The sequence below is a fragment of the Streptomyces sp. CB02959 genome (assembly GCF_002803155.1).
Lineage (GTDB): Bacteria > Actinomycetota > Actinomycetes > Streptomycetales > Streptomycetaceae > Streptomyces.
Genome location: NZ_NNBP01000049.1, coordinates 12,998 through 39,425 on the forward strand (window position 1 = coordinate 12,998; position 26,428 = coordinate 39,425).

24 protein-coding genes and 4 pseudogenes are annotated in these 26,428 nt (G+C 70.3%); 15 read left to right on the forward strand and 13 right to left on the reverse strand.

Going from position 1 to position 26,428, the window contains the following annotated elements:
• Nucleotides 1-41: 41 nt before the first annotated feature.
• The 4 genes and pseudogenes from CG747_RS44145 to CG747_RS51240 form a co-directional block, all read left to right on the forward strand.
• Nucleotides 42-182 (forward strand): annotated as a pseudogene (locus CG747_RS44145) (flavin reductase family protein); the annotation flags it as partial.
• A 420-nt stretch (nucleotides 183-602) separates the two neighbouring features.
• The gene (locus CG747_RS44150) at nucleotides 603-2,042 is read left to right on the forward strand and encodes an IS701 family transposase (RefSeq protein ID WP_100607525.1); all 1,440 of its coding nucleotides are present in this window, start codon (nucleotides 603-605) and stop codon (nucleotides 2,040-2,042) included.
• 77 nt (nucleotides 2,043-2,119) lie between these two features.
• Nucleotides 2,120-2,716: a winged helix-turn-helix domain-containing protein gene (locus CG747_RS44155; RefSeq protein ID WP_107490354.1), complete on the forward strand. Its 597-nt coding sequence runs from the start codon at nucleotides 2,120-2,122 to the stop codon at nucleotides 2,714-2,716.
• Nucleotides 2,713-2,940, forward strand: a complete 228-nt coding sequence (locus CG747_RS51240) for a transposase (RefSeq protein WP_100607527.1) — start codon at nucleotides 2,713-2,715, stop codon at nucleotides 2,938-2,940. The genes CG747_RS44155 and CG747_RS51240 overlap by 4 nt, the downstream gene beginning before the upstream one ends.
• Before the next feature lie 68 nt (nucleotides 2,941-3,008).
• Here the strand turns inward: CG747_RS51240 and CG747_RS44165 are convergent, their stop codons facing one another.
• The 8 genes from CG747_RS44165 to CG747_RS44200 all read right to left on the reverse strand — a co-directional run bounded on the left by CG747_RS44165 (nucleotide 3,009) and on the right by CG747_RS44200 (nucleotide 10,644).
• A complete protein-coding gene (locus tag CG747_RS44165) occupies nucleotides 3,009-4,283 on the reverse strand; it encodes a cation:proton antiporter (RefSeq protein ID WP_100607528.1) in 1,275 nt (424 codons plus the stop codon).
• 67 nt (nucleotides 4,284-4,350) lie between these two features.
• Nucleotides 4,351-5,217 (reverse strand): dimethylarginine dimethylaminohydrolase family protein, encoded by an 867-nt coding sequence (locus CG747_RS44170; protein ID WP_100607529.1) that lies wholly within the window; start codon nucleotides 5,215-5,217, stop codon nucleotides 4,351-4,353.
• A gap of 125 nt (nucleotides 5,218-5,342) precedes the next feature.
• Nucleotides 5,343-5,777 carry a GFA family protein gene (locus tag CG747_RS44175; protein WP_100607530.1) on the reverse strand — a complete coding sequence of 145 codons (435 nt, stop codon included), beginning with the start codon at nucleotides 5,775-5,777 and terminating at the stop codon, nucleotides 5,343-5,345.
• Nucleotides 5,777-6,607: a DUF3865 domain-containing protein gene (locus tag CG747_RS44180; RefSeq protein WP_100607531.1), complete on the reverse strand. Its 831-nt coding sequence runs from the start codon at nucleotides 6,605-6,607 to the stop codon at nucleotides 5,777-5,779. Before CG747_RS44180 ends, CG747_RS44175 begins: the two co-directional genes overlap by 1 nt.
• The gene (locus CG747_RS44185; protein WP_100607532.1) at nucleotides 6,604-7,929 is read right to left on the reverse strand and encodes a JmjC domain-containing protein; all 1,326 of its coding nucleotides are present in this window, start codon (nucleotides 7,927-7,929) and stop codon (nucleotides 6,604-6,606) included. Before CG747_RS44185 ends, CG747_RS44180 begins: the two co-directional genes overlap by 4 nt.
• A 72-nt stretch (nucleotides 7,930-8,001) precedes the next feature.
• Complete coding sequence (locus CG747_RS44190) at nucleotides 8,002-9,147, reverse strand: inosamine-phosphate amidinotransferase 1 (RefSeq protein ID WP_100607533.1); 1,146 nt, start codon at nucleotides 9,145-9,147, stop codon at nucleotides 8,002-8,004.
• A gap of 108 nt (nucleotides 9,148-9,255) precedes the next feature.
• A complete protein-coding gene (locus CG747_RS44195) occupies nucleotides 9,256-10,296 on the reverse strand; it encodes a fatty acid desaturase (protein WP_100607534.1) in 1,041 nt (346 codons plus the stop codon).
• 102 nt (nucleotides 10,297-10,398) lie between these two features.
• Entirely contained in the window at nucleotides 10,399-10,644 is a 246-nt protein-coding gene (locus CG747_RS44200) for a hypothetical protein (RefSeq protein ID WP_257981173.1), read from the reverse strand.
• A gap of 521 nt (nucleotides 10,645-11,165) precedes the next feature.
• Between CG747_RS44200 and CG747_RS50485 the strand changes: the two are divergent.
• From CG747_RS50485 to CG747_RS44235, 8 genes and pseudogenes are all read left to right on the forward strand, one after another.
• Nucleotides 11,166-11,432, forward strand: a pseudogene (locus CG747_RS50485) (amino acid--tRNA ligase-related protein); the annotation flags it as partial.
• A gap of 433 nt (nucleotides 11,433-11,865) precedes the next feature.
• The gene (locus tag CG747_RS50490) at nucleotides 11,866-12,027 is read left to right on the forward strand and encodes a hypothetical protein (RefSeq protein WP_257981178.1); all 162 of its coding nucleotides are present in this window, start codon (nucleotides 11,866-11,868) and stop codon (nucleotides 12,025-12,027) included.
• Between the two features lie 31 nt (nucleotides 12,028-12,058).
• Complete coding sequence (locus tag CG747_RS44210; protein WP_100607535.1) at nucleotides 12,059-12,901, forward strand: TauD/TfdA family dioxygenase; 843 nt, start codon at nucleotides 12,059-12,061, stop codon at nucleotides 12,899-12,901.
• A 192-nt stretch (nucleotides 12,902-13,093) separates the two neighbouring features.
• The gene (locus CG747_RS44215) at nucleotides 13,094-14,101 is read left to right on the forward strand and encodes an IS481 family transposase (RefSeq protein WP_180986001.1); all 1,008 of its coding nucleotides are present in this window, start codon (nucleotides 13,094-13,096) and stop codon (nucleotides 14,099-14,101) included.
• Nucleotides 14,098-15,165, forward strand: coding sequence for an iron chelate uptake ABC transporter family permease subunit (locus tag CG747_RS44220; RefSeq protein ID WP_100607536.1), 1,068 nt, complete (start codon nucleotides 14,098-14,100; stop codon nucleotides 15,163-15,165). The genes CG747_RS44215 and CG747_RS44220 overlap by 4 nt, the downstream gene beginning before the upstream one ends.
• Before the next feature lie 5 nt (nucleotides 15,166-15,170).
• Nucleotides 15,171-15,963 (forward strand): annotated as a pseudogene (locus CG747_RS44225) (ABC transporter ATP-binding protein).
• 132 nt (nucleotides 15,964-16,095) lie between these two features.
• Nucleotides 16,096-19,095 carry a non-ribosomal peptide synthetase gene (locus CG747_RS44230; protein WP_100607537.1) on the forward strand — a complete coding sequence of 1,000 codons (3,000 nt, stop codon included), beginning with the start codon at nucleotides 16,096-16,098 and terminating at the stop codon, nucleotides 19,093-19,095.
• 150 nt (nucleotides 19,096-19,245) lie between these two features.
• Nucleotides 19,246-20,100 (forward strand): aminotransferase class IV, encoded by an 855-nt coding sequence (locus CG747_RS44235; RefSeq protein WP_257981174.1) that lies wholly within the window; start codon nucleotides 19,246-19,248, stop codon nucleotides 20,098-20,100.
• On the opposite strand, the gene CG747_RS47685 is transcribed toward CG747_RS44235, so the two are convergent.
• The gene (locus CG747_RS47685; protein ID WP_146022276.1) at nucleotides 20,066-20,296 is read right to left on the reverse strand and encodes a glucuronate isomerase; all 231 of its coding nucleotides are present in this window, start codon (nucleotides 20,294-20,296) and stop codon (nucleotides 20,066-20,068) included. The genes CG747_RS44235 and CG747_RS47685 overlap by 35 nt on opposite strands.
• A gap of 62 nt (nucleotides 20,297-20,358) precedes the next feature.
• On the opposite strand from CG747_RS47685, the gene CG747_RS44245 reads away from it, so the two are divergent.
• The 3 genes and pseudogenes from CG747_RS44245 to CG747_RS49000 all read left to right on the forward strand — a co-directional run.
• On the forward strand, nucleotides 20,359-21,114 hold the full coding sequence (locus CG747_RS44245) for a transposase family protein (RefSeq protein ID WP_100607538.1): 756 nt from the start codon (nucleotides 20,359-20,361) through the stop codon (nucleotides 21,112-21,114).
• Nucleotides 21,115-21,233: 119 nt separating this feature from the next.
• Nucleotides 21,234-21,647, forward strand: a complete 414-nt coding sequence (locus tag CG747_RS44250; RefSeq protein ID WP_100607539.1) for a TIGR03618 family F420-dependent PPOX class oxidoreductase — start codon at nucleotides 21,234-21,236, stop codon at nucleotides 21,645-21,647.
• Nucleotides 21,648-21,857: pseudogene (locus CG747_RS49000) on the forward strand (hypothetical protein); the annotation flags it as partial.
• 90 nt (nucleotides 21,858-21,947) lie between these two features.
• On the opposite strand, the gene CG747_RS44260 reads toward CG747_RS49000, so the two are convergent.
• Genes CG747_RS44260 through CG747_RS44275 form a run of 4 tightly spaced genes read right to left on the reverse strand, consistent with a single transcriptional unit; the run spans nucleotide 21,948 to nucleotide 25,540 of the window.
• On the reverse strand, nucleotides 21,948-22,745 hold the full coding sequence (locus tag CG747_RS44260; RefSeq protein WP_100607540.1) for a phosphotransferase family protein: 798 nt from the start codon (nucleotides 22,743-22,745) through the stop codon (nucleotides 21,948-21,950).
• Nucleotides 22,735-23,217, reverse strand: a complete 483-nt coding sequence (locus tag CG747_RS44265; RefSeq protein ID WP_180986002.1) for an NUDIX domain-containing protein — start codon at nucleotides 23,215-23,217, stop codon at nucleotides 22,735-22,737. The genes CG747_RS44260 and CG747_RS44265 overlap by 11 nt, the downstream gene beginning before the upstream one ends.
• Nucleotides 23,218-23,255: 38 nt before the next feature.
• Entirely contained in the window at nucleotides 23,256-24,848 is a 1,593-nt protein-coding gene (locus tag CG747_RS44270; RefSeq protein ID WP_100607542.1) for a hypothetical protein, read from the reverse strand.
• Nucleotides 24,845-25,540 (reverse strand): glycosyltransferase family 4 protein, encoded by a 696-nt coding sequence (locus CG747_RS44275; protein WP_100607543.1) that lies wholly within the window; start codon nucleotides 25,538-25,540, stop codon nucleotides 24,845-24,847. The genes CG747_RS44270 and CG747_RS44275 overlap by 4 nt, the downstream gene beginning before the upstream one ends.
• Nucleotides 25,541-26,428: the final 888 nt, after the last annotated feature.

Here is a 26,428-nt window from a genome sequence, read left to right on the forward strand (position 1 = left end):
CCCCGTAGAATCCGCGCCCTCTCAGATGGATACTGATCACCATGCGAGTTGACTTCAATCCTGCCGAGATGCCCCGCAATGACTTCTACAAACTGTTGACCGCCACGGTCGTGCCGCGGCCGATCGCCTGGGTGTCGACCGTGACCCAGGAGGGGACGGCGAACCTTGCCCCTGCGAGGTTCTGAGGAAAGCGGTATCGGTTGGGCGGACGTTAGTCCAGGTCAGCGGGTTGGGGCAAGGGGGAGTGGCGTTGGGGGCTGGTGCCTGCTCGACCTCTTACACGGGCCAGCACCAGGGCGATCGACGAGCGCCAGCCGTTCAGCCGAAGTGTGCCGCAAGGGTAATTCTCCGTCTTTCAGCCTCGTGCTGATTTATGCAGCTGATTCTCCCCACGCGCTCCCCAGCGGCCGTGATACTCCCCAGATTCTCCCCAGGAAGCTCCATGATCACGGCCGGAATTGAGGTGCGGGAGCGACCATCGCCGGGGGCACGCCCAGTGATTGCCGGCGTGGGCGAGGGCGCAGTGGTCGCTACCGACTAGCGGTGGTTTGTTGACGGCGGAGTGTGTCTGCGCTATTGCTCCTTGTAGGGGGTGTGGTGCCATGACCGCTCGTGTTCCGTGTCCGCCGGCGCCGGGTCCGCTGGAAGGCTATGCCGCTCGCTTCGACGACTTGTTCGGCACGCTGGCTCAACGCAGAGGATTCCGGCAGTACTTGACAGGGGTGCTCGCACCGCGGGATCGGAACAAGACACTGACGTCTTTGGCGGGCGCCGAGCCGGTCGTCGGAGCCCAGCACCGGGCCGTGCAGCGTCTGCAGTTCTTCCTGTCGGAGTCGACATGGGACTGCGAACGGATCAACGACCGGCGCCTGGAACTTCTCCTGGACGACGCGGCGACCGCGCCGCACGAACAGGGTGTGCTGGTCATCGACGACTCCGGCGACCGCAAGGACGGGAAAGCGACCGCACACGTGGGCCACCAGTGGCTGGGTCGGTACGGCAAGACCGACAACGGTGTGGTCACCGTGACCACTCTGTGGGCCGACGAGCGCATGTACTACCCACTGCACGCGGTGCCCTACACCCCGGCCCACCACTTCCCCAAGGGCAAGAACGACCCAGCCTTCCGCACCAAATGGCGGATCGCCGCCGCCCTGGCAGGCCAGGCGCAGGCCGCGGGCATCGCGTTCCGCGCGGCGGTCGCGGACTGCGCCTACGGCGATGTGGACGCCTTCCGCGGCGAACTGAGCCAGGCAGGGGTGCCGTTCGTCATGGCCCTCAAACGCCGTCGCGGGGTGTGGGCCTACGGCGACCAGGCGTACACCCCTCTCGACGCTGCCCGGAGCCTGGCGTGGAACGGTCCGGACGACCCCCGCGACTGGAGCCCGGTCACCCGCACTTTCCGCGACGGACACACCGCTACCTGGTGGGCCGCCGACGCCACGTTGGGATGGTGGGGCCCAGACGGGACGACACGGCTGGTGGTGGCCACCACCGATCCGGCCACACTGCCGGACAAGGGCACCTGGTACCTGGCCACCGACCTGCCCCGGCCACAGGGCCCGCGGGCGGCTGACACCCCCCAACCGCCGGCCGACCTCGCCGAAGTCGTCCGCATCTACGCCGTCCGCAACTGGATCGAGCAAAGCTACAAACAAGTCAAGGACGAACTCGGCTGGGCCGACTTCCAAGTACGCTCCGATATCGCGATCCGGCGCCACCAGACCCTGGTCAACTGCGCGTTCTCTTTCTGCTGGGACACCTGGTTCGACCAACCAGACCCACCCGAACCCCCATCGGAGTCTCCAACCGACGCAACCAACCGCCGCAACGAGCGGACAGAGAGGGGGACCACCCGCTTCCCACCAGCCCCAACCGCCCTGCTGGCCCAAGGCGATTCGCCAAGTCCGCAGCTGGCTGACTCCGTCGATCACCTTACGGCGCTGGTGGCAGGCATGGTCCAACAAACCACCCCCCAACCAACTACAGGCACTGATCGACGCAGTCACCACAGGGAAACCCATCAACCTCTACCGCCCTGATTACTGACTTCAGCTCGTTGGGGTGAATCCTTGCGAAGTCGCTGATGGGCGTGGGCGGGTGGCTGTATTCGTGGTGTGTGAGATATGCGGATGGGGGCGGGCTGACTCCTGCGGGACGTCAGCGCCGGGAGACGGTACGGATGCAGGCGGCTGAACTGTTCGAGCAGATGGTCAAGCCATCGGAAGTTGCACGTCGGCTTCGGGTGAGCGTGAAGTCGGCTTATCAGTGGCATCAGTTGTGGCGGGACGGTGGTGTGCAGGCTCTGGCCTCCCGCGGTCCGAGCGGGAGCCGGTGCCGGCTGTCCCCGCGGTGTCTGGAGAAGCTGGCCACGTATCTGGAGGAGGGGCCGGCCGCTCACGGTTGGGTGGAAGACCAGGTGTGGACCGCATCGAGGGTGGCCACGTTGATCGGCAGGAAGTTCCACGTCTCCTACAGCGTCTCGGGTGCCACCCGGTTGATGCACCGGCTCGGGTTCTCCCCGCAGGTGCCCGCCCGGCGGGTCGCCGAGCGCGACGAGCAGGCCGTGAGCGTGTGGCGGGAGGTGACCTGGGCGGAGGTAAAAGGACCCGGGCGGCCTGCCGGGGCTACGTCTGCTTCGAGGACGAAGCCGGCTTCACCCGACGGCCGCCCCGGGGACGGACGTGGGGCCGGCGCGGCCGAACACCCGTCGTGACGGTCAGCGGCCGGCGTTCGGGACGGCTCTCACCCGACCTGAATCCCGTCGAGTGGGTATGGGCCCACGTCAAACGCAGCCTGACCAACCTCGCCGTCATGGCCCTGGACCGACTCGAAGCCCTCGTCCGCAACCGACTCAAACGCCTCCAGTACCAGCCCGACAACCTCGACGGCTTCATAACGGGCACCGGCCTCGCCCTCGACATCCCAACGTCACCCTGACCAGCCGAAGTCAGTAACAAACTACCGCTAGGCAGAGACGGCTTGGCAAGACCGGGGTTGGGGCTGGGTCATCCGGTCATTTCGTGGGCGGGGTTACGCGCGGAGGCGTCGTGTGTTTTCGGCGGGGTCATCCTCGGGTCGTCGCCAGCTAAACGCCTGAGTATCGGGGCGGTAGCTGCGGTGGTGATGACGGTCATGACCACCATGAGGGTGAATAGCGGCTCGCGGATGACGCCGGTCTGGAGGCCGATGCTGAGCACGACGAGTTCGGTGAGGCCGCGGCAGTTCATGAGCGTGCCGACGGCGGCCGCCCAGCGCCAGTCGGAGCCCGTGAGTCGGGCGGCGCCGGTCGCGCCGCCCCACTTGCCGATAACGGCGACCGCCAGGATCGCCGCTTCCCAGCCCCACTGTCCGGCCGGCAGCGTGGAGAGGTCGGTGTGCAGGCCAGTGTCGACGAAGAACAGTGGTAGCAGGAGCGGCAGGACGACGGCGCGGATGCGTGCGGCGGTGCGCTCGATGGCGAGAAGGTCGCGGGGTGCGGTGACGCCGAACAGGAAGGCGCCGAGGGCGGGGTGCACGCCGATCTGGTCGGTGGCGTAGGCGCTGAGACACAGCCCGGCGAAGAGGAGCGCCAGGACGAGTTCGTCGCCGATGCAGCCGGCACGCTCGACCAGGGCGCGCAGCAGAGGCCGCATGAGGGTGAGGCCGGCGGCGAAGGCCGCGGTCAAGGCGAGGGTGGTCAGGGCCGACAGAGCGGTGCCGGAGGTGGCCAGGGCGACAACGGCGGTGAGCAGGCACCAGGCGAGGGCGTCATTGGTGGCAGCACAGGCCAGGGCGAACGTGCCCAGGGAGGTGGTCTCCAGGCCGCGGTCGGCAAGGATCCGGGCGAGAACCGGGAAGGCGGTGATGCTCAGGGCAACGGCGACGAACAAGGTGAACGGCAGCCGGCCGACGCCGTCGGGTGCGAAGTGCGGGTAGAGGACGGCGGCAAGTGCGGCGCCGAGAGTCACGGGGAGCAGGAGTCCGGTGAGGCTGACTGCGGCCACGGCGCGGCGAGTGGTGCGCAGGCTGCAGAGGTCAAGTTCCAGTCCGATCAGGAACAGGAACGCCAGGAGACCGAGGTTGCCCAGGGTGGAGGTGATGGGCAGCACGGAGGGCGGCAGGAGGCGATGTTGGACGGCGGGGGCGAGCCAACCGAGCAGCGAGGGGCCGAGCAGGATCCCGGCCAGGATTTCGCCGATGACCGGCGGCTGGCCGAGCACCCGTACAGCACGCCCGCTGCACTGGCAGACGAGGACCACGACCGGAACGGCGAGGAGCACGGGCAACAGCGGGTCGGACACGTCAGCTCCAGGAGTCGGGCGAAGGACCGCCCGGCGCGGCGCGGCGGCCGGGCAGGGACGGGGTGGATCAGGCGCGGGACAGCGGCAGGGTGGTGCAGCGCAGCGAGCCGGGGATCCGGGTGACTTCGCGGTAGTCGACTGTGAGGACATCGAGTCCGCGTGCGGCGAGCTGGGTAGTGATGCGGTCGCTGCCGGCGGCGACGATCACGGTGTCCGGAGCGATCGCCAGGACGTTGGCCTGGACGGCCCGCGCCTCTGCGTCGGTGACGTCGATGAGGTCGAAGTGCTGCTCAAACCAGCGCAGTTCGGCGGGTGGAAAGACACCGTGGTGGATGAGCGCCATGCCGGGCGCAACGATCGTGAAGTGGTCGTCCAGGTGGACGATGCCGCGGGTGGCGAAGCGGACCGGGCGGACCTCGCGGTCGACGCCGTGGTGGGCCAGCGCGCGCTGCAGCGCCCCCACGCCTGCCGGGGAGGTCTCTTCGCCGAGGCCGACCAGGACGGTGCCGGTGTGGAGGACGACGTCGCCGCCCTCGATGGTGCCCTCGTCCAGGTGGGCGATGTGCGGGGCGCCGGTCAGCAGCGTGGTGAGCGCGTCGGCCTCTGGGCGGCGGTGCGCGGAGTTCAGGCGCGCCATGACGAGGACGTGGTCGATGACGAAGGCGATGTCGCGGGGGTAGTGCTGGACCGGGCAGCCCGGCGCGGCGTCGAGGAGGGTCACGGTGGTGCCGCGGCTGCGGAGCAGGTTAATCAGGGTGTCCTGCTGGGTGCGTACGGTTGCCGGGTCGTAGGGCTTCCAGGAGCTGGTGGTCTTTGGGCGGATCAGGACGGGGTGGAGGTCGGGGCCGTCGAGGTCGGGGGTGATGTCGCTCGCGTAGCGCATGGCGACGTGGTGCAGGGTGCCGTACTCGCTGGTGGCGTGCGGGGTGAGCACGATGGTGTCTCCTGGTGTGCGGGACGGGTCGGACGGCGAGCTGGACGCGGCGCAGACGGTCCCAGGAGGGTGCGGGTCCGGGGGGCGGCAGGTCAGGGCTGCCGCCCCCGGAGGTTTCGCGGGTGTCAGCCGACGGGGCTCTTCTTCTGGGTGTCGGGGACCTGGGGCAGCCAGTGCACAGCGTCATCGCGGAAGGACTGGTTGATGGGGACGAGATCGGCCCCGCTGGTGTCGTCCAGGGCCGTGACGACGATGCCAAGCTCGGGAACATCGCTGTCGATCGCCGCGAGGCGGCTGCCGCAGTTCGGGCAGAAGCCCCGCTGGGCCTCGCCCTCGAACGTGGTGAACCAGGTCGGCTCGACGCCGTTCGTCCAGGTGACGTCCTCGGGGGCGAAGCCGGCCCACCACATCACCGGGCCGCCGCCGAGCTTCTTGCAGTGCGGGCAGCTGCAGGTGTGCGGGTAGATGGCCTCGCCCTTGACGGTGAGGCGGATCTGTCCGCACAGGCATCCGCCGGAGCGCTCCTGGGCTGCGGCGACGATATCGGGGGTGGCGTTCATCAGTACATCTCCGAGGCGCGGTGGGCGAGTTGAGCCCACCAGTGTGTCATCCCCTCGCTGATCGTCAGCCATCCATCGAGGGCCTGGGGCAGGTTGATGTGGAAGAGTTCACTCTGCTTGATGAACCTAGCCAGGCCCTCGATGTGGGCGGCCTCGACGCTCATGCCGCCGACCTGGGCGGCCTCGTGGCTTTCGTCGAGGTGGAGGTCGTAGTAGTGGTGCAGGGCCTTGAGCTCGCTGCCGCTGCGGCCGATGGTCAGCTCGCCGTAGCGGTTGGTGATGTCGCGCAGGATCTGGGTCTCGGCGATCGCCACGGCCTCGGTCGCGTAGTAGGCGCCGGCGATGTGGCTGGGCATGTGCGAGCCGACCATCCACTGGTGGAGGTTGACCAGTGTCTCGGTCTCGGGGGCGGGCACGTGACCGTTGACGAGCAGGCCGAGGTCCGACAGGAGCGCGTTGGTGTAGAGGACGTAGTGCGCGGGCACCTTGCCGCGCTCGCCGCCCTCCTCCAGGTGGTTGCGGCGCAGCTCGTGGGCGAGCTCGGGGCAGTAGCCCTCCACGGCGGTGGCGGCCGCCTTGAGGAACTGGGCGTTGTAGCGGGCGAACACCGAGAGCTCCTCGATGTACATCCGGGCCTGGCGTTCGTTGAGGTCGGCGGCGCCGACCTTCTCGGCGATCCGCTCGTACGCCCAGTCGACCAGTGGGGCCAGGTGCGCGGTGACGAGGGCCTTGCTGGAGGTGAAGCGGCCCAGGAGGGTGCCGTTGATGGCGCTCTGTGTCTCGGGGTTGGCCTTGAGATATGCCTGGATGAGGCTGTTATCGGGGGTCACGCGTCGGTCTCCTCCATGTCGGCGGGGCGGGGGATCAGGTGCAGGCCACCGGTGGCTCCCAGGGCCCGGACGGCCGTGAGGAGTTCCGGCTTGTCGGGGAGGGCGATCGTTGCGCCGCTGTTGAGGGCGGTGATGGTGTCCCGGTTCAGCCCCGCGCTGTCGAGGGCGACGCCCGGCTGGTGTCCGCGCAGCAGGACCTGGTGGGAGTCGCCATCGGCGTCGAGCAGGGTGGTCACCTGGTAGGGGGCGATCAGGCGGATCTCGGCGCCCGGCGTGACCTGCTCGGGGTCGAAGGCGTCCGCTGCTTCCCGGCGGGAGAGATCGCCCTCGACGAGTTCCCAGCCGCCGTTGCTCTGCAGCGTGGCCCACCGCTGCTCGGCGTGCTGGCGGGCCGCGCTGCGGACGCGGTCGGCGGCGAAGTGCAGGAGTTCGCGGCCGACGCCTGCCAGCCGGTCGGCGACGGCGCCGGGCCCGGCGGCCGTGTCCGCCATCGCGGAGGGCTCGTTGAGCGGGTCGTCGGGCCCGCCGCCGGCCAGGTCGGCGAGGACGTCCGGGATGATGCGGCTCTGCAGGATCTGCGCGTACGGGTAGGTGTACAGCGGCATGGCCACCGAGACGGAGAAGGTGTCCTGGGTGCCGACGTGGAAGACCCGGCGGGGCAGGAAGAGGGCGTCGCCCGGCTCCAGTAGGAAGTGCTCGGCCTCCTCCAGCAGCGCGCGGTAGTCGCCGAACGTGGGCTGTTTGCCGCCGGTGAGCTTCTCGTACGTCTCGGCGGGCCAGCAGTAGAAGTTCTTGGCGTTCGGACCGAGGTGGACGAGGAAGGCGTCCTCGTAGCCCTCGTGGATCCCGAAGGCGGTGCCCGCGTAGTTCCCGGCGAACGCGACCTGTTCGGCGCCGCCCAGCGGCAGGCCCCACCCGTCGATGAGGGTCTTGAGGAAGGTGCCAAGGCCGGCGGCGAGTGCGGGGCTGACGGTCTCCAGGTTGTTGATGACCAGGGAGAACCGCTCGGCGTTGGCGAGGTTCTGCATCCAGGGCACGAAGGAGTCCACGCCCCCGTTCCAGGACGGGGCGGTCAGCACCTGGGGCAGGAGGTCGTCGCGGCGGTCCTCGCCGACGTAGACGCGGGCGTGCGCCTTGATGTCGGTGCCGGCGTTGTGGGCCCGGCGGATGGCCTCGAATCCGGTCAGGACGTCGTCCGGTTCGGCCGCGCTGGCGGGGATGATGCCCTTGAACAGGAAGGGCGTGGTCCGCCCGGTGGTGTGGTCGGGGAAGGTGCCGGTCCAGAAGGTCTGGTCGGGCGGCCAGGGGTAGGCGGTGTCCATCGGGGGTCTCCTGACGTCGGGGCGGGCTGCCGGGGCCGGAAGCGGAAGAGCGGCGTTGCGGGGGTGCCGGGGTTAGCTGAGGTAGTCCTCGGGGCCGCCGCGGCGGACGGTGTCGAGGGTGAAGCAGTGGAAGCCGCCGCCGAACAGACGCCGGTGGCGGTGGCGGACCGGGACGACGGTGAACCCGCGGCGTTCCAAGGTCTCGATCAGCTCCGGGTAGAGGGAGTTGACGACGACGGTGTTCTCGTCGATGGACAGGAGGTTGATGTCCATGTACCGGCTGCCGATGGGCATGACGAAGCCGAGGTCGCTGTAGTCCGGGAAGTTGCTGTCGTCGGTCGCGGGGGCGTAGATCACGTCCCAGGACTGCATGTCCTGGGGCAGATATTCCCGGTAGGCCGGGGAGCGCAGCAGCATCAGGCCGGGGCGCAGCGGGACCAGGACGCTGTCGATGTGGTTGTCGGCCATGGCGTCCAGGCGGTGGAACCGCAAGTCGCGGATGTTCTCCCGGAGCCAGCGCAGGGCGAGTTCGTGGTTGTGGTTGGCGACATTGACCAGGACGTCGCGGCCCAGGCGCATGCACTGCGCACCGTCGAAGACCATCTCCAGGCCCAGGCCCTCGATCGCCCCGGCGCTCTCGCCGTCGGTGGCGCGGCTGACGTCCAGGTTCTGGCGGGTGAAGTAGAAGGTGTCTAGGGAGTCGCGGGCCAGGGCCGGGCGCGGCATGCTCAGCCAGTTCGCCCCGTCCTGGTAGTAGCGGTAGAAGGCGGGCTTGAGCAGGTCGTTCTCGAAGATGCGGGCGCGGACGTGGGGCGCGGTCTCCACGATGGTGTTGCCGAGGATGATGCTCTGGTCGCGGACGTTGAGCGGCGGGGTGGCCCTGGCGTCCCAGTGCAGGGAGCGGATGTCGACGTCCTTGCCGGGTGCCGCGGGCCGCAGGACCTTCACCCCGCATCCGGTCAGGGCGTCGGCCAGGCCGGCGATGTCTTCGTTGAGCTCGTCGACCAGCTGCGTGGGGATCGGCAGGAGCTCTTCCCCTGACGGGGTGGTGTGCTGACCGAGGACCGGGGCGACGTTGTCGTAGAGGAACAGCCGCCACGAGGTGTCGGTGTGGTGGGCGTCGTAGTGCTCGGCGCGGCCGAGGACGACTTCGTCGAGCCGGGTGAACTCGTCGAAGCTGTTCAGGGCCGGCGGCGAGGCAGGCTCGGGCTGGGGCATGATGGGCCGCCTCCTCGGCGGCGGGCGACGGCGCGCCCCGGCCTCCGGCGCACGGGTGCGCGGCGGGTGGGCGTTGCCGTTCGGGGTTCGGAGGTCGGGCGGGGAAGGTCAGGCGGCCGAGGCGTGCCGGGGCGGGGTACAGGCGGCTGGGGCGTCGAGCCGAGTGATGATGTCCTCGATCACGCACGGCTGGTCGGGGGTGGCACGGCGCCGGAAGAAGTAGCCGGAGCACCATGGCACTTCGCCGAAGCGCGGCAGGTGTTGCGCGGTGAGGGCGCGGGCCTCGGGCAGGCGCCGCCAGGGGATCTGCGGGCACCAGTGGTGGATGGGGTGGAACATGTCGTCGAGGTGGCCGCCGAGCAGGTGCCGGGTGAGCCAGTGGGAGGTCCAGCCGCGGGTCTGCAGGAGGATGTCGCCGTTCTCGATCAGCCCGGCGTGGTTGCCGAGATCGGTGATCCAGGTGACGACGGGCCGCACCAGGACGAGGGGGAGCAGCCAGTAGAGCAGGAGGTACGGCACGCCGCCCACGGGCCACAGCGCGGCGACGACGCCGGCCCACAGCACGGCCCGGGTGGCGAGGGCCCGCCTGGTCTCCCCCGGCGCGCGGGTGACCAGGGACAGCACCGCGGTCTTCGGCAGCCGCCACAGCGCGTTGCGCACGATGACCCGCAGAACGAAGCCGCGGCGGCTGGGCGCCCGGCCCGCGGCGCGGATGTTGCCGGCGCGGTAGGACTGGAACATCGGGTCGTCGTCCCAGCCGAGCTTGGCGTGGTGGACGTAGTGGCTGCTGCGGTAGGGCTCGAAGCCCTCGCCGAGCAGGCCGGTCAGGAGGTAGCCGATGATCCGGTTGGCGTCGCGGGTGGCCATGAGCTTGGAGTGCACGCACTCGTGGCCGAGGTTGGACAGGTGGCGCTGGCGCACCCCGATGTAGCAGACGGCAAGCAGGGGGCCGGCGACGTGACCGATGAAGTGTCCGGCGAGCACTGCGGCGGCGATTGCCAAGAGGTCCCAGGCGACGTCCCACAGGCCGATGGTCGGGCGCCCGCAGAGCTTCTCCAGGTCGCCGATGAGCTGCTGCCCGAGGGCCTTGCGCACAGGGCCGGAGGCTCCGGTGCCGTTGCGGGTCCTGCCGACGGCGGGACTGCTCATCAGGTCCTCCAGTCGAGACGGTGTGGATGAATGGGGCCGAGTTCCGGCGCGCCCTCGCGGGCGGGCGCGCCGGAGCACGACGAGGGGTGGTTCAGCCGCGGGTCAGACGGCGACGAGGGCGCGGTCCGGGCGCATGCCGGCCTTCAGCACGGAGGCGTCCGGGCGCATCCCGAGCTTCAGCACGGAGGCGTCCGGCCGCATGCCGACCTTCAGGCTGGGGGCGTCGGGGCGCATGCCGGCCTTCAGCACGGTGGCGTCCGGGCGCATCCCGAGCTTCAGCACGGAGGCGTCCGGCCGCATGCCGACCTTCAGCACGGTGTCCGGGGTCATTCCGGCGGTAGCGGTCATCGAGTTCTCCCTGTTCGGTCGCGGGTGATCCGCGAGTCCGGATGATCGGGCTGTGGAACTGCCGGGCCGCGGGTCCGGTGAAGTGCTGAACCATCGGCTCGGCACGCCATGGCGTGGGCGAACGCAGGTGGAGAGGGCCGCAACGGAGCACGTCCTGCCCACCTGTGGAGGAGCGTTGCGTGGCAGTCACGCCGGGCGCTTGGCCAGTCACGCTAGAGCTGGGCTGAGGAGGGCCGCAACGGCTCTGGCCGTTGCGCCGGTTGCACGGGACCGTTGCGTCCCCGTTGCGCGCACACCCGCGTTGAGCTGCAAAAACGCCGAACGTTGTTCCTGAACGAGCCCCATTTTCAGCCCGCTGGCCGCCGCACGGCTGGTGGAAGGGCTTCTGCTGCTCGTGCGGGCGCGGCTACTTTGTGGCCCCGCCGAGGACCCACACGCCAGATCACCGCGGGGCCCGGCTCCCAGCGAACTCCGCCCGGAATCAACGACCTTGAGGAGCACCCGTGCTCAACCCCGTCGTCATGAAGTCCGACCTGCTGTTCAGCCTGCGGGACACGCTCCGCGCGGAGACCTTCGTCGAGGTGACCACCCCGACATTGCGCAGAGCCGACCTCGGCCCGGGACGCCGCCTACCGGTGGACCATGACGGCGGGCGGTTCCTGCGGGCGATGATCGGCCCGGCCCTGCGCAAGAACCTGGAGCACCACCGGCGCATCTTCGAGATCGGCGCATGCTTCCGGCCCGAGAAGCCCGACGGGTTGCACGCGCCCGAGTTCCAGATGCTCGACCTCTACGCCGCCGGCGAGGACTTCAACTTCCTCCTGGCACTCGCCGAGCAGCTGATCGGCCCGCACCTTCCGTACACCCCCCAGCGGGTCTCCGTCGCCGGCCACGTCCGCGACCAGTTCGGCATCGACCTGCACCGCGAGCCCCTCGGTGACCTGCCCGCGCGGATGGCCGCCCACCTGGGCATGAGCGCGGACGTGCCGTTCAAGACGGTGCTCGGGCAGTACGTGGAACGCGAACTGGAGGCCCAGAGCACCGGCGCAGCGCTATTCCTGACCGAGTACCCGGTCGGCGGGGACGAGCCGTGCGCCCGCCTCACGCCCGGCACCACCGCCGTCCTCAACCGCCTTCGAGGTCCTGGTCGACGGCATCGAGGTCGTCCACGGCTACGAGGACGAGCCCGACGGGACCGCGTTCATCGACCGGGCCCGTGCAGTGGACCTGTACGACGACGAACAGGCCCTGGCCCGGGAGGCGATCGACGCCGGCCGCGTGCCGGCCGGCAGCGTCGGACTCGGCATCGGCATCGAGCGCCTGTGCATGGCCGCCTCCGGCGTCAAGGACATCAGCGTCTTCCACCCCTCGCCCCAGTTCTGACCGCCCCGATCACCGTCCGGAAGGAGTGGCGATGGACCTGTCGCTGCGCCCGCTCGACGAGAGCGGCTTCGGCGCCGTCGTCGATGCCGACCTCGCGATCCACGCCGAGCGCCTCGCGCCCCAGCTGGCGGCGGCCCTGCATCAGCACCGGCTGCTGATCGTGCCCCGCCAGCACCTGACCCACGCCGACCTGCTGACCGTCGCCTCCTGCTTCGGGACGGTGGACACCCGCGTCGACCGCCGGTACGCCGTCGGCGGCTTTCCGGGCCTGACCGTCATCAGCAACATCGTCGAGGACGGCGAGCACATCGGCATCTACGACGGGGACAACGAGGAGGAGTGGCACGCCGACAACAGCTTCAAGCCCGAGCTCACCTCGGCGACGATGCTCTACTCGGTCATCACCCCTGCCCAGGGCGGCGAGACCCGCTTCGCCGACGCGACCCGCGCCTACGTCGACCTCTCCCCCGCGACGCGGCAGCGGATCGAGGGGATGCGCGCGGTGCATTCGATGGAGCATCTCTGCGCGCTCCAGAGCCAGGCCAGCGGCGGCCAGTCGTCGATCGCGACCGGGAGCCTGACCGCGAGCCCGGAGATCGAGCACCCGCTCGTCCTGACCCACCCCGCAACCGGCGCCCGCAGCCTGCTACTCGGCTCCATGGTGATCAGCGGCATCCCCACGCTCGCCGAGCAGGAAAGCCGCGCGCTGCTGGAGGAGCTGCTGGAGCACGCGACCAGCGCGCCGTACGTCTACAGCCACCGCTGGGAGGAGGGCGACATGGTCGTGTGGGACAACCTCGCCACCCTCCACACCGCCTCCCCCTGCGACAGCTCCCGGCACCGCCGGCTGCTCTACCGCGCCGCCGTCCGATAGCCGAAAGCCCCGCGTTCACACCGCCAGATGACCCGCGGCGAGAACACGAGGGATACCCCCATAGCCGGCCCTAGGTGTTCTGTCCGGGGAGGTTGTGGACGGGTGAGCCAGGTCTCGGCTGAGGGATCTTGAACAGGTGAGGGCCTTCGGTTCGGTGTGGATTGCGACGTCTACACCAACAGAAAGGCCCTCGTGCCCCACCGTAATGCACCCCTGACCGAGACCGGACGGCTGCGCCTGGCCCGTTGCGTGGTCGAGGACGGCTGGCCTCTTCGCCGGGCCGCCGAACGCTTCCAGGTCTCGCCCACCACCGCCCAGCGGTGGGCCGGCCGCTACCGCACGCACGGCGAGGCCGGTATGAGGGACCTGTCCTCCTGCCCGCACACGAGCCCGCGCCGCACCCCGACCCGCACCGAACGGCGCATCATCAAGGTCCGCGTCCTGCGCCGCTGGGGACCGGCCCGCATCGCACACCTGCTGCACCTGGTGCCCTCGACCGTGCACCGGGTGCTGACCCGCTACGGCCTGGCCCGCCTGGCACATCTGGACCGGGCCACCGGCCGCGTCATACGCCGCTACGAACGCGATCGCCCAGGCGAACTGGTGCACGTCGACATCAAGAAGCTCGGCAACATCCCCGACGGCGGCGGCCACAAGGTCCTCGGCCGGGCCGCAGGCCGCAAAACCCGCTCAGGCACCGGCTACAGCTACCTTCACACCGCCGTCGACGACCACTCCCGCCTGGCCTACAGCGAGATCCACACTGACGAGAAGAAGGAAACCGCCACCGGCTTTTGGAAACGGGCCCACGCCTTCTTCGCCCAGGCCGGGATCACCGTCGAGCGGGTCCTGACCGACAACGGCTCCTGCTACCGCTCACGCAACTGGCGCGACGCGCTGGCGGATGCCGGGATCACCCACAAGCGAACCCGGCCCTACCGGGTCGCCGGGCCGATCGCCTTTCTCGGACTGCTCGCGCCGTACGCCGCCCGCGCGCTCGCCGGGGCCCGCACGACCGCCCAACTCGCCCTGTCCGGACTGATCGCCGCGGACGTGATGATCGTCGCCGACGTCCTCGCCCGGATCGTCATCCGCCCGTGGGAGACCCCGGTCAGCGTGCTGCTCGCCTTCGTGGGCGGCCCCCTCCTGGTGTGGATCGCCCGCTCGTCCCGCCTGTCCACCGCTGGAGCCTCGGCATGACGCCACCGCGCACCGCCCCGGCGCTCACCCCGCCCGACAGCACCGTGCTACGCGCCGGCACCCTCTCCTGGCTCTTCCCTCGCCGCAGCGCGCTGGCCGTCGCCCTCCTGGCACCGCTGGCGCTGCTGCTCATCACCGTGGCAGTGGCGGCGAGTTCGACCGGCATGAGCCCGTCGCAGACCGTGTCCGGCCTGCTGGGCACCGGCGACCCGGGCACCGTGCTGATCGTGCGCGACTTCCGGCTGCCGCGCGTCCTGGTCGGCCTCATGGTCGGCGCCGCCCTCGGCATCGCCGGCTGCCTCACCCAGACCCTGGCCGACAACCGGCTCGCCACACCGGACCTCGTCGGCGTCAACGACGGCGCCACCGCGGCCGTCGTCGCCGCGGCGGCCGGCTCCACCTCCGGTCTGGTCGGCGACTGGTGGCTCGGGCCGCTGGGCGCGATCGCCGCCGCGGCCCTGGTGGTGCTGTGCGCGGGCGGCGCCGGCAGCCGCGGCTACCGGGTGCTGGTGGTCGGCATCGGCGTGTCCACGTTCCTCGGCGCGGTGGGCGACCTGGTGATGTCCCGTCAGAACGACAACACCGCCGGCGGGGTCTTCCTGTGGGCCGTCGGCAGCCTCAACGGCCGCGACGCCACCGCCGGCACCCCGCTCCTGGTGGCCCTGGCGTTCCTGGTGCCGCTGTGCCTGGCCGCCGGCCACCGGCTGCAACTCCTGCGCTTCGACGACGACCTGGCCGCCGGCCTCGGCGTGGACCTGCGCCGCCTGCGGGCCGCCGCGCTCGCGCTCGCCGTGGCCCTGGCCGGCGTCGCGGTCGGCGTCGGCGGCCCGATCTCCTTCGTCGCGCTCGCCGCCCCGATCCTGGCGCAGCGGCTGAGCGGCCCCACCCGCGTCCCGGTCCTCGGCTCCGCCCTGGCCGGCGCCTGCCTGACCACCGCGGCCGATGCGTTGGCCCGGGTGGCCGCCCCCGTCGAACTCCCCGTCGGCGTCGTCACCAGCGTCCTCGGCGGCCCCTTCCTCCTCTGGGTCCTCTTCCGCCCGGACCGCAACACCGGAAAGGTCTGACCGCCATGACCGCAACCGCCGGGCTCGCCCTCGACGGCCTCACCGTCGGCTATCCGCACCGCCGAGTGGTCCACGACGCCTCGTTCGCCGTTCCCCGAGGGAGCGTCACCGCGATCGTGGGCCCCAACGGCTGTGGGAAGTCGACCCTGTTGCGGGCCGTCGCCCGCCTCCACCGACCGGACTTCGGGACGGTGCGGGCCGACGGGCACGGCCTCTGGCAGCTGACCCGGCGTCAGGCCGTCCGGCACGTCGCCCTGTTCCCGCAGGCACCGCGGGCCCCAGAGGCGGTGACCGTCGCGGGCCTCGTCCGCTACGGCCGCCATCCCCACCAGGGACTGCTCCGCCAATGGTCACGCGAGGACGAGCGCGCGGTGCACGAGGCGCTGGAGGCCACCGGCACCCGGGCGCTGGCCGCCGAACGCCTGGACCGGCTCTCCGGCGGCCAGCGCCAACGCTGCTGGCTCGCCATGGTCCTGGCCCAACAGACCCCGGTGGTCCTGCTCGACGAACCCACCAGCGCCCTCGACCTGGGCCACGTCATCGACGTGCTCTCGCTCGTACGCACGGTGGCGGCGGCCGGCCGGACGGTCGTCATGGTCCTGCACGACCTGGCCTCGGCCGCCCGCTACGCCGACACCGTGATCGCCATGAAGGACGGCCGCGTCATCGCGCAGGGCGCCCCCCCGCGACATTGTCGACGGCCCGCTGGTGAAGGAGCTCTACGCCGTGCAAGCCGACATCCTCACCGCCCCCGGCGACGCCGCCCCCATCGTGGTGCCGCGGGCGCCCGGGGCCTGAGGACCACCCGCCGGAGCGCGTCGATCGCGGTGCCGAGAACCGCGATCCGCGATCGAGGTGCATCGAACCCTCTAAGGAATTGCATAGTGTCGGGTGCAGTTCGATGCGGGGATGAAGCCAAAACCAGCCACCATGGCGGACACTCACCGCTTCGCCAGGACCGTGGTCCCCTTCGAGCACTGGTACTTGGGGTTCCCCGCCGCACTGTCGCCGGTGCTCAACCTCGTCGTCGAGGGCGCCGGCAGGATCGACGCCGCAGAACTCCGCCGGGCGGTCGCCACGGCCGCGGAGTCCTGTCCCGGCGCCCGGTTGGCCCGGCGGGGCAACCGCTGGTCCGACAGCCGCCGGCCACCACCGGTCCGCCGCGCGACCGGCACCGTGCTGGACCGCACCACCCTCAACGACGTCCCGGAGCTGCGGCGGCCCCTGCCGGTGCAGGGCGCGTACTGCGAGGTCGTACTGTGCGACGGGGAGTTCCCGGCCGTCGTCTTCCGCGCCTCGCACGCGGTGATGGACGCCCGCGGGCTGCGCCTGTGGGCGCTGGACGTCTTCCGGGCGCTGCGCGGTGAGGAACCGGAGGGCGCGCAGTCGGTGACGACCGTGGCCGAACTGGACGACCCGCTGATCGCCCAGGCGGACGCCAAGAACCAGGACTTCGTCCTCCCGTCGCTGCTGGGCGTGCCGGCGGACGCGCGGTTCGGCGGCCACCGCTGGTGGCGGCGCTCGCTCGACGGCACCTTCCCCGCGGTGGCCGCCCGGCTGGCCACCGAACTGGCGCGGCTGTCGGGGCAGGAGACGGTGCCGGTGAGCATCCCGGTGGACCTGCGGCCGTACCACCCGGGGGTGCGCTCCACCTCCAACTTCGCGGTCACCGTCTCGCTTCAGGTCACCCCGGCGGACGGGTGGCAGGCCACCCAGCAGCAGCTGCTGACGGTGCTGTCCGAGCGCCGGGGCACCGTGCGCGCCCCGGGGCCCGAGGTGCTGAAGGTGCCGCTCGGGCTGCTGCGCATGCTCGTGCGCGGGGTGGACCGCAAGGCGCGCCGGACGGACCGTTTCTCCTCGCTGGCCGGCGTGAACAGCCTCGGCAAGACGTCCGCCGACGCGTTCGCCACCGACACCTTCGAGCCGGTCGCGAGCTACCTGCTCGCCCCGCGCGAGCCGGCGAGCCCGTTGGGCCTGAACGTCGTGGAGTCCGACGGCCGCACCGAACTGACCCTGTCCTGGTGGCCCGGCGAGGAGGCGGAGGCCGGAGCGGAACGACTGCTCGACGCGCTCTGCGAGTCCCTGTCGCCGGCCGCCCACCGGGAGCGGGCCACGCTGCTGCCGCCGGTCCCGGCCGACGGGGCTGCCACGCCCGGGGACCGGACGGTGGTCGACCTGTTCCGCGAACAGGTGCGCTCGCGGCCCGACGCGGTGGCGATCAGCGGCCCCGAAGGCGAGGTGACCTACGCCGAACTCGACCGCCGGGCGCGGGTGGTCGCCGCGGAGCTGCGGGCCCGCGGCATCGGCCGGGACACCGTCGTCGGGTTGTGCACGGACCGGACGGTGGCCGCGGTCACCGGGGCCTGGGGGGCGCTGCTGGCCGGCGCGGCCTACCTGCCGATGGACACCAAACACCCGGACGGGCGGATCCGCGACCTGCTCCAGGACGCCCGGGCACCGCTGTGCCTGACCCAACACCCGCACAACGGACGGGACTTCCTGCCCGAGGGCTGCGAACGGCTGGTGCTGGACGAGCTGTCGTACGCGGCCGACCCGGCCGAGCCGCCGACGCCGCCCGCGCCGTCGGACCTGGCGTACGTGGTGTACACCTCCGGCTCGACCGGCCGGCCCAAGGGCGTCGACATCGAGCACCGCAGCCTGACCAACTACGCGCACTGGGCGCTGCGGGAACACGGCATCGGCCCGGACACCCGGCTCCCCCTGCTGTGTTCGCTCTCCTTCGACGTCGCGCAGATCTCCCTCGTGCTGCCGTTCCTGGTCGGCGGCACGCTGCTGCTCATGCGCGACGAGCTCGACCACCTGTCCTTGCAGGAGGTGTTGGAGGCCGGAGCGACCGCGCTCGCGCTGACACCGTCGCACCTCGACCTGATCACCCGGTTGGGGCTGCGGCCCGGTGCGGTCGGCACGCTGATGGTGATCGGGGAGCAGTTCACCCGGGCCCTCGCCCTGCGGGCCCGGGAGGTGTTCGGCCCCGCCTGCCGCATCATCAACCTCTACGGGCCGGCCGAGGCCACCATCGGGGTCAGCGACCACGTCTTCGACCCCGAACAGGACACCGGTGCGAACGTACCCATCGGGCTGCCGCAGGACGGCGTCTCGCTGTTCCTGCTCGACGCGGAGCGCCGGTTCGTCGCCCCGGGCGAGACCGGCGAGCTCTACATCGGCGGCGTGCAGCTCGCCCGCCGCTACCGGGGCCGGCCGGACCTGACCCGGCAGCGGTTCGTGCGGCTGGCCGACGGCACCCGCGCCTACCGGACCGGGGACCTGGCGCGCCGGCTGCCGTCGGGCGAGGTGGAGTGCTGCGGGCGCGTCGACGACCAGGTCAAGGTGCGGGGGCACCGCATCGAACCGTCGGAGATCGCGTTCACGCTGGAGTCGCATCCGGCGGTCGCGGCGGCGGTCGTCGTGCCGCGGACGCCGCCCGGCCGGACCGACCGGGCGCTGTGCGGCTACGTCGTGCTGCGGCCCGACGTCCCCCCGGTCGAGGTGGCGGAGCTCACGGCGCACCTCCTCGAACGCCTGCCGTCGTACATGGTGCCCGCCGCCATGCTGGTGGTCGCGGAGATCCCGCGCACCGTGAACGGAAAGGTCGCCGCGTCGGCGCTGCCCGATCCGTTCGCCGATGCCCAGGCGCCCGCCGACGCGACGCCGTTGGACGACACCGAGGCGGCCGTCGCGAAGATCTGGGCGCGGGTGCTGGGCACCGACCCGGACGGGATGGGGTCGGGGACCGACTTCCACCAACTGGGCGGCGATTCGCTGGCGATGATCGCCATGGTCGCGGAGGTGGCGAGCGAGCTCATCGGCGCCGCGGGGGCCGAGGCGTTCACCCGCCGGGCGCCCGAATTCCTCGCGGAGCCGACGCTGGCCCGGGTGGCCCGGCTCGCCGACGCGGTCCGCTCGGCGTGACAGGCCCGGGATCCGGCCGCGTCGGGCCGCCGGAGCGGTGCGGCGCGGTGCGCGCCCCGGTCGGCGGGTGCCGCCCGGGGCCTCCCCCGCGCCGGTGCGGTCCGCGACCGCCGGCGCTGGTGTGGCCTGCGGCGCTGTCAGACTGAGCCGATGGACTACCTCAACGGCGAACCGGTCGGTGTCGACGCGCTCAAGGCACTGGCGCTCACCAACTTCGGCCACTTCACCACGCTGCGCGTCGACGACGGGCGCGTCAAGGGACTGTCGTTGCACCTCGACCGCTTGGCGGCCGACTGCCGGACCGTGTTCGACGCCGCGCTGGACCGCGCGCGGGTCCGCGCCCTCCTCGGCCAGGCCGTGGACGGGCGGACGGGTTCGCTGGCCGTGCGGGTGACGGTGTTCGACCCCGGTCTGGGGCTGGCCCGGCCCGGGGCCGACGCCGAGCCGCACCTCCTGGTCACCTGCCGCCCGGTGGGCGGCCCGCTGGCGCCGTTGCGGGTCACCACCGTCGTGTACCAGCGGGAGATGCCCGAGGTGAAGCACGTCGGGCTCTTCGGGCAGTTGGCCATCCGGCGGGCCGCGCAACGGGCCGGTGCCGACGACGCGCTGTTCGTCGAGCCGGGGACCGACGTGCTGTCCGAGGGCGCGACGTGGAACGTCGGCTTCGTCGACGCGCAAGGACACGTCGTCTGGCCGGCGGCCCGGGTGCTGCCGGGGGTGACCATGCGGCTGCTCCAGACCGTGCACACGTGGCAGCGGCGCCCGGTGCCGCGCGCCGAACTCCCCCAACTGCGGGGAGTCGGCCCCGCGCCGAGTTCTACGGCGTGCTCGGGGCAGGCATACAGGGTGGTTCCGGGACCGCTGTCACTCTCGATCCAGCGCACGGCAACGGGCGCGTCACTGAGCTTGTGGCACTTGATGCACAGTGCGATGTTCACGGCCGGTATCGGGCCGGTTATGCCCTCGCGGGTCACGCTGCTGCCACCTCCCGCCGAACGGGCGTGATGTTGAGCGTGGGGAAGTCGTAGTCCACGCCAATTTCAGCGAAAGCGGCTGCCCACCAGCGTTCGCGTTGCTCGGGGGTGAGCGTCTGTGCTTCCTTGGCGCGGAAGATGGCTCGGGCTTCCGTGGATGACGGTCTGGTCCATTGATCCGTTTCCAAGCTGGCGTTGCTGACCGCGAGTTGGACGGTCCTGCGCAAGGGTGAAGCTCCTGGTAGACGGGTTCTCGACCAAGATCACCCGTGTCCGCCAGGAGCTTCGTGTGCTTGCCTATCCGTCCTCGATCGATCTGTCCAGCCGCACTCTGCGGTTCCTGACGGGGCAACTGGCCGTGAGGAGGCAGGAGATCGGGACGCGGTGGCGGCGTCTCTCCGCTGCACGCCAGGCCCTGCTCGCCCTGGCTCATCTGCGGTGCGGTGACACCTATGCCCAGCTCGCCGCCGGGTTCGGCATCGGAATCGCAACCGTCTTCCGCTACATAGGGGAAGCCGTCGAGGTCCTGTCCGCCCTCGCCCCGTCCCTGGCCGAGGCGATGAGGACGATCCGGGCGAAGGCGTTCGTCATCCTCGACGGTACCCTGCTGCCGATCGACCGCATCGCCGCCGACACCCCGTACTACTGGGGAAAACACAAACGCCACGGAGTGAACGTCCAGGTCCTCACCGATCCGTTCGGCCGTCTGCTGTGGGCCTGGCCCGCACTGCCGGGTTCGACCCACGACCTCACCGCCGCCAGGCGGCACGGGATCATCGAAGCCCTTGCCGACGCGGGACTCAGATGCTGGGCCGACAAGGCGTATCAAGGCGCCGGCGGGCCCGTCCGGGTTCCGTTCCGAGGCCGCCGTCTCAAGCGATGGAAGCGCCGCCACAACACCACCCACACCAAGAACCGCTGCGTCGGTGAGCAGGCCATGGCCACCCTCAAGGGCCGGCGTCTCCTTCGGAAGCTTCGCTGCAGCACGAACCGCATCACCGACGTCGTGAAAGCCGTCCTGGTCCTTCACCACGCATCAGCGTGAGGTTGGAAAACGCTCTGTCGGCGCTATCTCCGCCTTCGCGGAGATGTCCCAGACCAAGAGATCGACCTGTTTTGGGCGGTTTCCACATGCCTCCGGCACCGCCTGCAGAAGGACTTGTCATGACTAGCGCGACCCCCGCACCCCCGCCGCCACACGAGGGCTTCTGGGAGGAGCGTCGGACCTGCTTCCTTGCGACATCACGCCCCAATGGCACTCCGCACCTCGTCCCCGTGGGGGTGACCTACGACCCGGCAACCCGCATTGCCCGCGTTATCAGCAGTGGCACGAGCAAGAAGGTCCGCAATATCCGCGCCGCCGGCCAAGGGGCCCGCGTCGCGGTCAGCCAGGCCGAGGGCCGACGTTGGTGCACCCTCGAAGGCACCGCGATTGTCAAAGATGATCCAGAGTCCGTAGCCGACGCCGAAGCGCGCTACGCCCAGCGGTACAAGACCCCGCGCCCCAATCCCGAGCGAGTCGTCATCGAGATCACCGTTACCCACGCCATGGGTACCGCCAAGCCTCCTGGCTGGTAGCTCCAAGAGGTCGGCGCCTACGTCAACAACGTGAAGGTGACCTCCGACGACGCGGTGGCCACGGTTGACGAGCTGTTCCACGGGCGCCGGCTGGTGCTGTGCCAGGGCAAGAAGAATCTGGCGGCGGTCGAGGTGGCGGACCCTGCCCGTGACCTGGACACCCGGGTAGCCCTGGGCGCGGCCTACACGACAACCCGGCGACTGAGCTGACCTTCCTGAAGGTCTCTGACGGGTGTGCCGCAGTCCGTAGGTAAGCAGAAGGATCTGCTTTGCTTGGGCAATCATCCCGGTGTGTCTTGCTCACCTCCATCTGAGCAGCCGCCTGGCCGCCCGCTCCCGTACGGCCGGGTCCGTGCTCAGCGTGGCGTCGGCGAGCAGATGGATCTGCCAGTACAGGCGGAGTCGACTCTCGGTGGTGGGTTCCTGCTGGCTGATTAGGGCGAGTACGGGTGTGGGGTCGTCGAGGTCGAGGCGTACGGCGAGGCGGGCGAGGTCGGACCGCTGGTCGCCGAAGATGGCCAGCTCCCAGTCGATGAGCAGTCGGGAACCAGCGGGTTCACGCAGGAGGTGGCTCGGTTGCAAGTCGTGATGGAGCAGTACTGGCTGGATGGTGTTGTCGCTGGCCTCGACTTCTTGGTGGAGGAGCCGGGCCGTGGAACGCAAGTCCGGGGCGGCTGCCGCGTACGTGTGCAGGCGGTCGTGGAGGTAGTCGGTCCAGCTGTGGTGTTGTCGGGCGCCGGCGAGGCGGCCGAAGTGGGTGCCGGGGATACAGTGGATGGCGGCCAGCGGTTCGGCGAGTTCCGTCAGGAACCGGTCGACGGGGACGGGTCTCGCGTGAAGTGCGGTCTGTGCGGTCCATGGAGGGGTGCTGCTGCCGCTGGACGTGGCGAGCAGCTGCGGAGCTGGGGCGTGGTATCTGGTCAGGAGGCGGAGAGCGGCTACTTCGTTGGCGGCGCGGCTCGGGTCGCCGTAGTGCTTGAGGATGTACGGCGTCGGTCCGTCCACCGACCAGACGCGGTTGGCCTGGCCGGTGGTGATCTCGCGGGCGCTGGACGGGACGCGGCCGTCTATGCCGTCCATGGCATTGTCAGGAGACATCGCCGAGGTAGGTGCCTGAGAGCGTGGGTGCCTCGGCGAGGGTGGTGATGAGCTGGCGGATGGCCTGCGGGAGCAGGTTGATGGCAGGGGATTCGCCCAGCGGTACCCATTCCAGGCCGGTCTGCACTTCGTCCTGGGCGTGGCCGCCGAGTTGACCGGGATCGCTGGTGGGGGTGCACAGGAAGATCGCTTCGATGCGGTGGGTGTTGGCTTCGCTTACGGGGTGGTCGTGGTTGGCACCGATGTATTCACGGAGCCACAGCAGCCGCTCGACGGTGACGGTCAGGCCGGTTTCTTCGTCGACTTCACGGCGGACAGCGTCGCTGAGACTCTCCCCGGGGCGTTGGCCGCCACCGGGGAGGAAGTAGCACTCCTGCTCCTCCCAGACGGCACGCATGAGGAGGACGTGGCCGTCGTGGAGGATGACGGCTTTGGCGGAGGTGCGGATTTCGGGGGTGCCGGGCTCGGTCACGTTCTGGTCCAACTTCCTTGTCGGGATTGGGCGGTGCTTCAGCGTTCAGTCTTGCCGAAGGTGGTCGAGTGTCCGGTGATGTGGCGCAGGATCATTCGCCAGGGGCCGGCGAGGCGGATGAACGGTTGACTGGGACTGCATGCGATCAGCTTCGCGCCCAGGGCGCGTGTAGGGCGTGGGGCGGCAGCGATATGGCCGATCGTGGGGATGACCGTGGCATGGAGAGCAGGGACCAGCTTGATGAGTCGGGCGGTCAGGATGGGGCCGTGCAGCAGGACACCCGCGAGGGCGAGCGCGAAGCACAGGGGGCCGGACCAGCAGGCAGAGATGACCGCGGAGGCGATGAGCGGCGCGCCGGTGAGCCAGGCGACCTCGTCGGCCCATTCCCGGAGTACCAGGAGCACCTTGCCGATGGGGGAGAGGGTGCTCGGCAGGTGAGCGACGGCTTTCGTATGTCGGTCTGGCCGGGCTGACGTGAGGAAGGCGAGCGCGTGGAGGTTGGTCAGGCCGCGTGACTCTGTATAGGGCTCGTCCAGGACTGCGATGGGGGCAGGTGCGATGTCGGCACCGAGGAGCGAAAGACGGTGGCCTGTGCCGAGATCCTCCATGGGTTCGGGGAAGCCACCGAGGTCTCGCACGGTCGGCAGATGGACGGTCATGCCACAGCCGACGCCGTAGATCATTGGCCGTAGCAGTGCCCGTATGGGACTTGGGACTTGGGCGGTGGTGAGCCATTGCATCAGGCGGATGCGGGCGAGCTCGATGCCGAGTGAGCGGCGGAGTTGGTAGAGCCATTCTCCGGCCAGGATCAGGCCGGTGGCGCCGGATGGGAAGGGGCGGCGACCGAGCAGTGGCAGGCGCTGCTGCTGGATGAGGGACGGTGGCCGCCCGGTGCGGGCCCTGTGGCGAGTGGCTGCCTCGGCGAAAGAGTTCAGCGTACGGACGTCTGGGACGGCGTCTGCGTCGTAGACGCAGAGGAAGGTGTTGTCCGCGTCGTCCTCGTCGTGCCAGCCGAGGGGGCCGAGGATTCCGTCGAGGTGGTTGATGGCGTGGTTGAGCTGTCCGGCCTTGCGGCCACCGGTGTCTGGTTGGTGGAGGTGTACCAAGCGCAGCCCGACGGCCGGCTGGACTTCGGCAAGGGTGGCGACGGTTTCGCGGGTCGTGGGTTCGGCGTCGTACAGGTCGGTGAGGACGGCGAGGCGCTTCTCCCTGGGGGCGGCGTTGACCTGGACTGCGATATCGCCGCAGCGGGCGCGGGGGAACAGCTCGCGCAGTTGTGCCTCGGCGAGGTGGCTGGTGGCTGCCAGTACCGGAAGCCGATCACGGTCGCGACGACGGGCGGTCTCTTCTCGTTCGGTGGTGATGACGACCACCGCTGCACGTTCACGTGGGTAGTCGAGGGCGGTGAAGGCGGCCATCGTCTCGGGAACAAGGGCTTGCTCGCGGAGCATGGGCAGCAGGACAACCAGCCACGGCCCCTCCTCGTCGGCCGGAACGGGGTCCTGGTCGGCGCTGGCCAGCAGCCAACGGGCACAGAGCTCGACTGCGACGAGTGCCCAGAGCCCGCGGGCCAGCAGAAGTGCGATCAAGACCGGAACGGCGAAGTGGAGCCAGAGTTCGGCGACCGTCATTGTTCGTCCTCCAGCAGGCGGTAGACGGAGCGGACTTGATCGGCGATGCGCGGCCAGGCGAAGAGCTCTGCGCGCTCTCGGGCCGCGGCACGTCGTGTGGCATGGGCGGCGGTGCCAAGTTCGCTGAGCAGGGTTTCGACAGCTTCGACGGCGGCAGATGCGTCGCCGGGTGGTGTGAGAAGGGCGGCCGGGCTATCGCCCGTGTAGTAGGGGATGCCGCCGGTGTCGGTGGCGACTACGGGGGTTCCGCAGGCCAGGGCTTCCAGGAGTGCGTTGTTGGCGGTTGCGTCCGCCAGGGGGAGGAGCACGGCGGCGGCCTGGCGATAGAGCTGGGTGAGGGTGGTTTCGCTGATGCCTTCCAGCACGCTTACGGCTGGGTGCCAGGTGCGCTGGTTGGCCTGGCGGGTGACGACGGCGAGCTGGATGTTGTTGCCGTGCCGTTGGTGGAGCCGGTCGTGGACGGTGTCCAGGACGTCCCAATCGCGTAGCCACCAGCCCACGGTCAGGATCAGTGGCCGGGCGTCGGGCTCCGGGACGCCTGCCGGTGTGAAGGCGGTGGTGTCGATGCCATGCGGGATCAGGTGCACACGTTCCTCGGGCAGGTGGTCGGCGAAGAAGGCCACCTGGTCGGGGGCGAGGGCGATGATCTGCCTTGCGTGTGCGGCGAGCCGTCGCCAGTTCGTGGCCGGCATGAAGCGGGCCAGGCGTGCGGGAGGCTGGTGATAGGTGACGGCGGTGGGGTCCGGTCGATGGTGGGAGAACCAGAACTGCTCGTCGCCGTAGAGGACATGGGCGGGCCCGCGTCTGGCGAGGACGCGTACATCCGTGGCGAAGTGCTCGGTTTCGCTACGTTCTCGCCGCCGTCTCTGTTACCGCCGGTTGGTGATCAGAGTAGGCAGCGCTGGACACGGACGTGGATGTTTTGGCCAAACAGCACCGTCGTGGTGGCCCGGGACAAGGGCAGGCGCGTGGAGAAGCCGCACAAGCAGGCTGGCAGGCACAGCAGTCAGTCGTCGTTTGCGCCTACACGTCGAAGACGGCGAGAAGAGAGAGGGCGCCGTGGCCGACGGGTGTGGTGTAGGGCGGCACCTTGCGGCGATTTCGATAGCGCCAGGCCGAACCTGCCCATCACCACCAGACCGGTACTCAGTTGCTCGATGGACTCAGTTCGGTCCTGGCGTCGTGCCCATGAGGGGGTCCTCAGGCGAGAGGACAAACTGCTGCCGTCATCCATCGCCCGCCCGATGCAGTGCTCGAAACGCAGGTCAGGACGCTCCGCAACGGGGACATCCCAGGGACTTTCCGGGGGCTTTTCGCTGAGTAGGCGGGAAAGGGGCCGACAGCTCTGGAAGACGCAAAGTCCCAGGTCGGGGCTGGTTTTCTGCTAGTCGACGACGCTCGCCGGGACGTTTCCTCTCGGGGACTCCGTCAGCCTTGCCTAACGGCGTGGACGAGGGCGCGGCGGGGCTGCGAGAGTCACTCGGCCGTCGCGCCGCAGGTGGCGCCGCTCCAGGTCAACTCCCCCTGAAGCGGCGCCACTTGGTGGCATCGGCGCACTTCCTAGCCTCGGGCTTTCACGA

Coding starts and splice junctions, on each gene's coding strand:
- CG747_RS44150 (WP_100607525.1), top strand. CDS start 603: ATGACCGCTCGTGTTCCGTGTCCGCCGGCGCCGGGTCCGCTGGAAGGC.
- CG747_RS44175 (WP_100607530.1), bottom strand. CDS start 5,777: ATGAACGCCACCCCCGATATCGTCGCCGCAGCCCAGGAGCGCTCCGGC.
- CG747_RS44185 (WP_100607532.1), bottom strand. CDS start 7,929: ATGGACACCGCCTACCCCTGGCCGCCCGACCAGACCTTCTGGACCGGC.
- CG747_RS44190 (WP_100607533.1), bottom strand. CDS start 9,147: ATGCCCCAGCCCGAGCCTGCCTCGCCGCCGGCCCTGAACAGCTTCGAC.
- CG747_RS44195 (WP_100607534.1), bottom strand. CDS start 10,296: ATGAGCAGTCCCGCCGTCGGCAGGACCCGCAACGGCACCGGAGCCTCC.
- CG747_RS44200 (WP_257981173.1), bottom strand. CDS start 10,644: ATGACCGCTACCGCCGGAATGACCCCGGACACCGTGCTGAAGGTCGGC.
- CG747_RS44210 (WP_100607535.1), top strand. CDS start 12,059: ATGGACCTGTCGCTGCGCCCGCTCGACGAGAGCGGCTTCGGCGCCGTC.
- CG747_RS44220 (WP_100607536.1), top strand. CDS start 14,098: ATGACGCCACCGCGCACCGCCCCGGCGCTCACCCCGCCCGACAGCACC.
- CG747_RS44230 (WP_100607537.1), top strand. CDS start 16,096: ATGGCGGACACTCACCGCTTCGCCAGGACCGTGGTCCCCTTCGAGCAC.
- CG747_RS44235 (WP_257981174.1), top strand. CDS start 19,246: ATGGACTACCTCAACGGCGAACCGGTCGGTGTCGACGCGCTCAAGGCA.
- CG747_RS44250 (WP_100607539.1), top strand. CDS start 21,234: ATGACTAGCGCGACCCCCGCACCCCCGCCGCCACACGAGGGCTTCTGG.
- CG747_RS44260 (WP_100607540.1), bottom strand. CDS start 22,745: ATGTCTCCTGACAATGCCATGGACGGCATAGACGGCCGCGTCCCGTCC.
- CG747_RS44270 (WP_100607542.1), bottom strand. CDS start 24,848: ATGACGGTCGCCGAACTCTGGCTCCACTTCGCCGTTCCGGTCTTGATC.
- CG747_RS44275 (WP_100607543.1), bottom strand. CDS start 25,540: ATGCCGGCCACGAACTGGCGACGGCTCGCCGCACACGCAAGGCAGATC.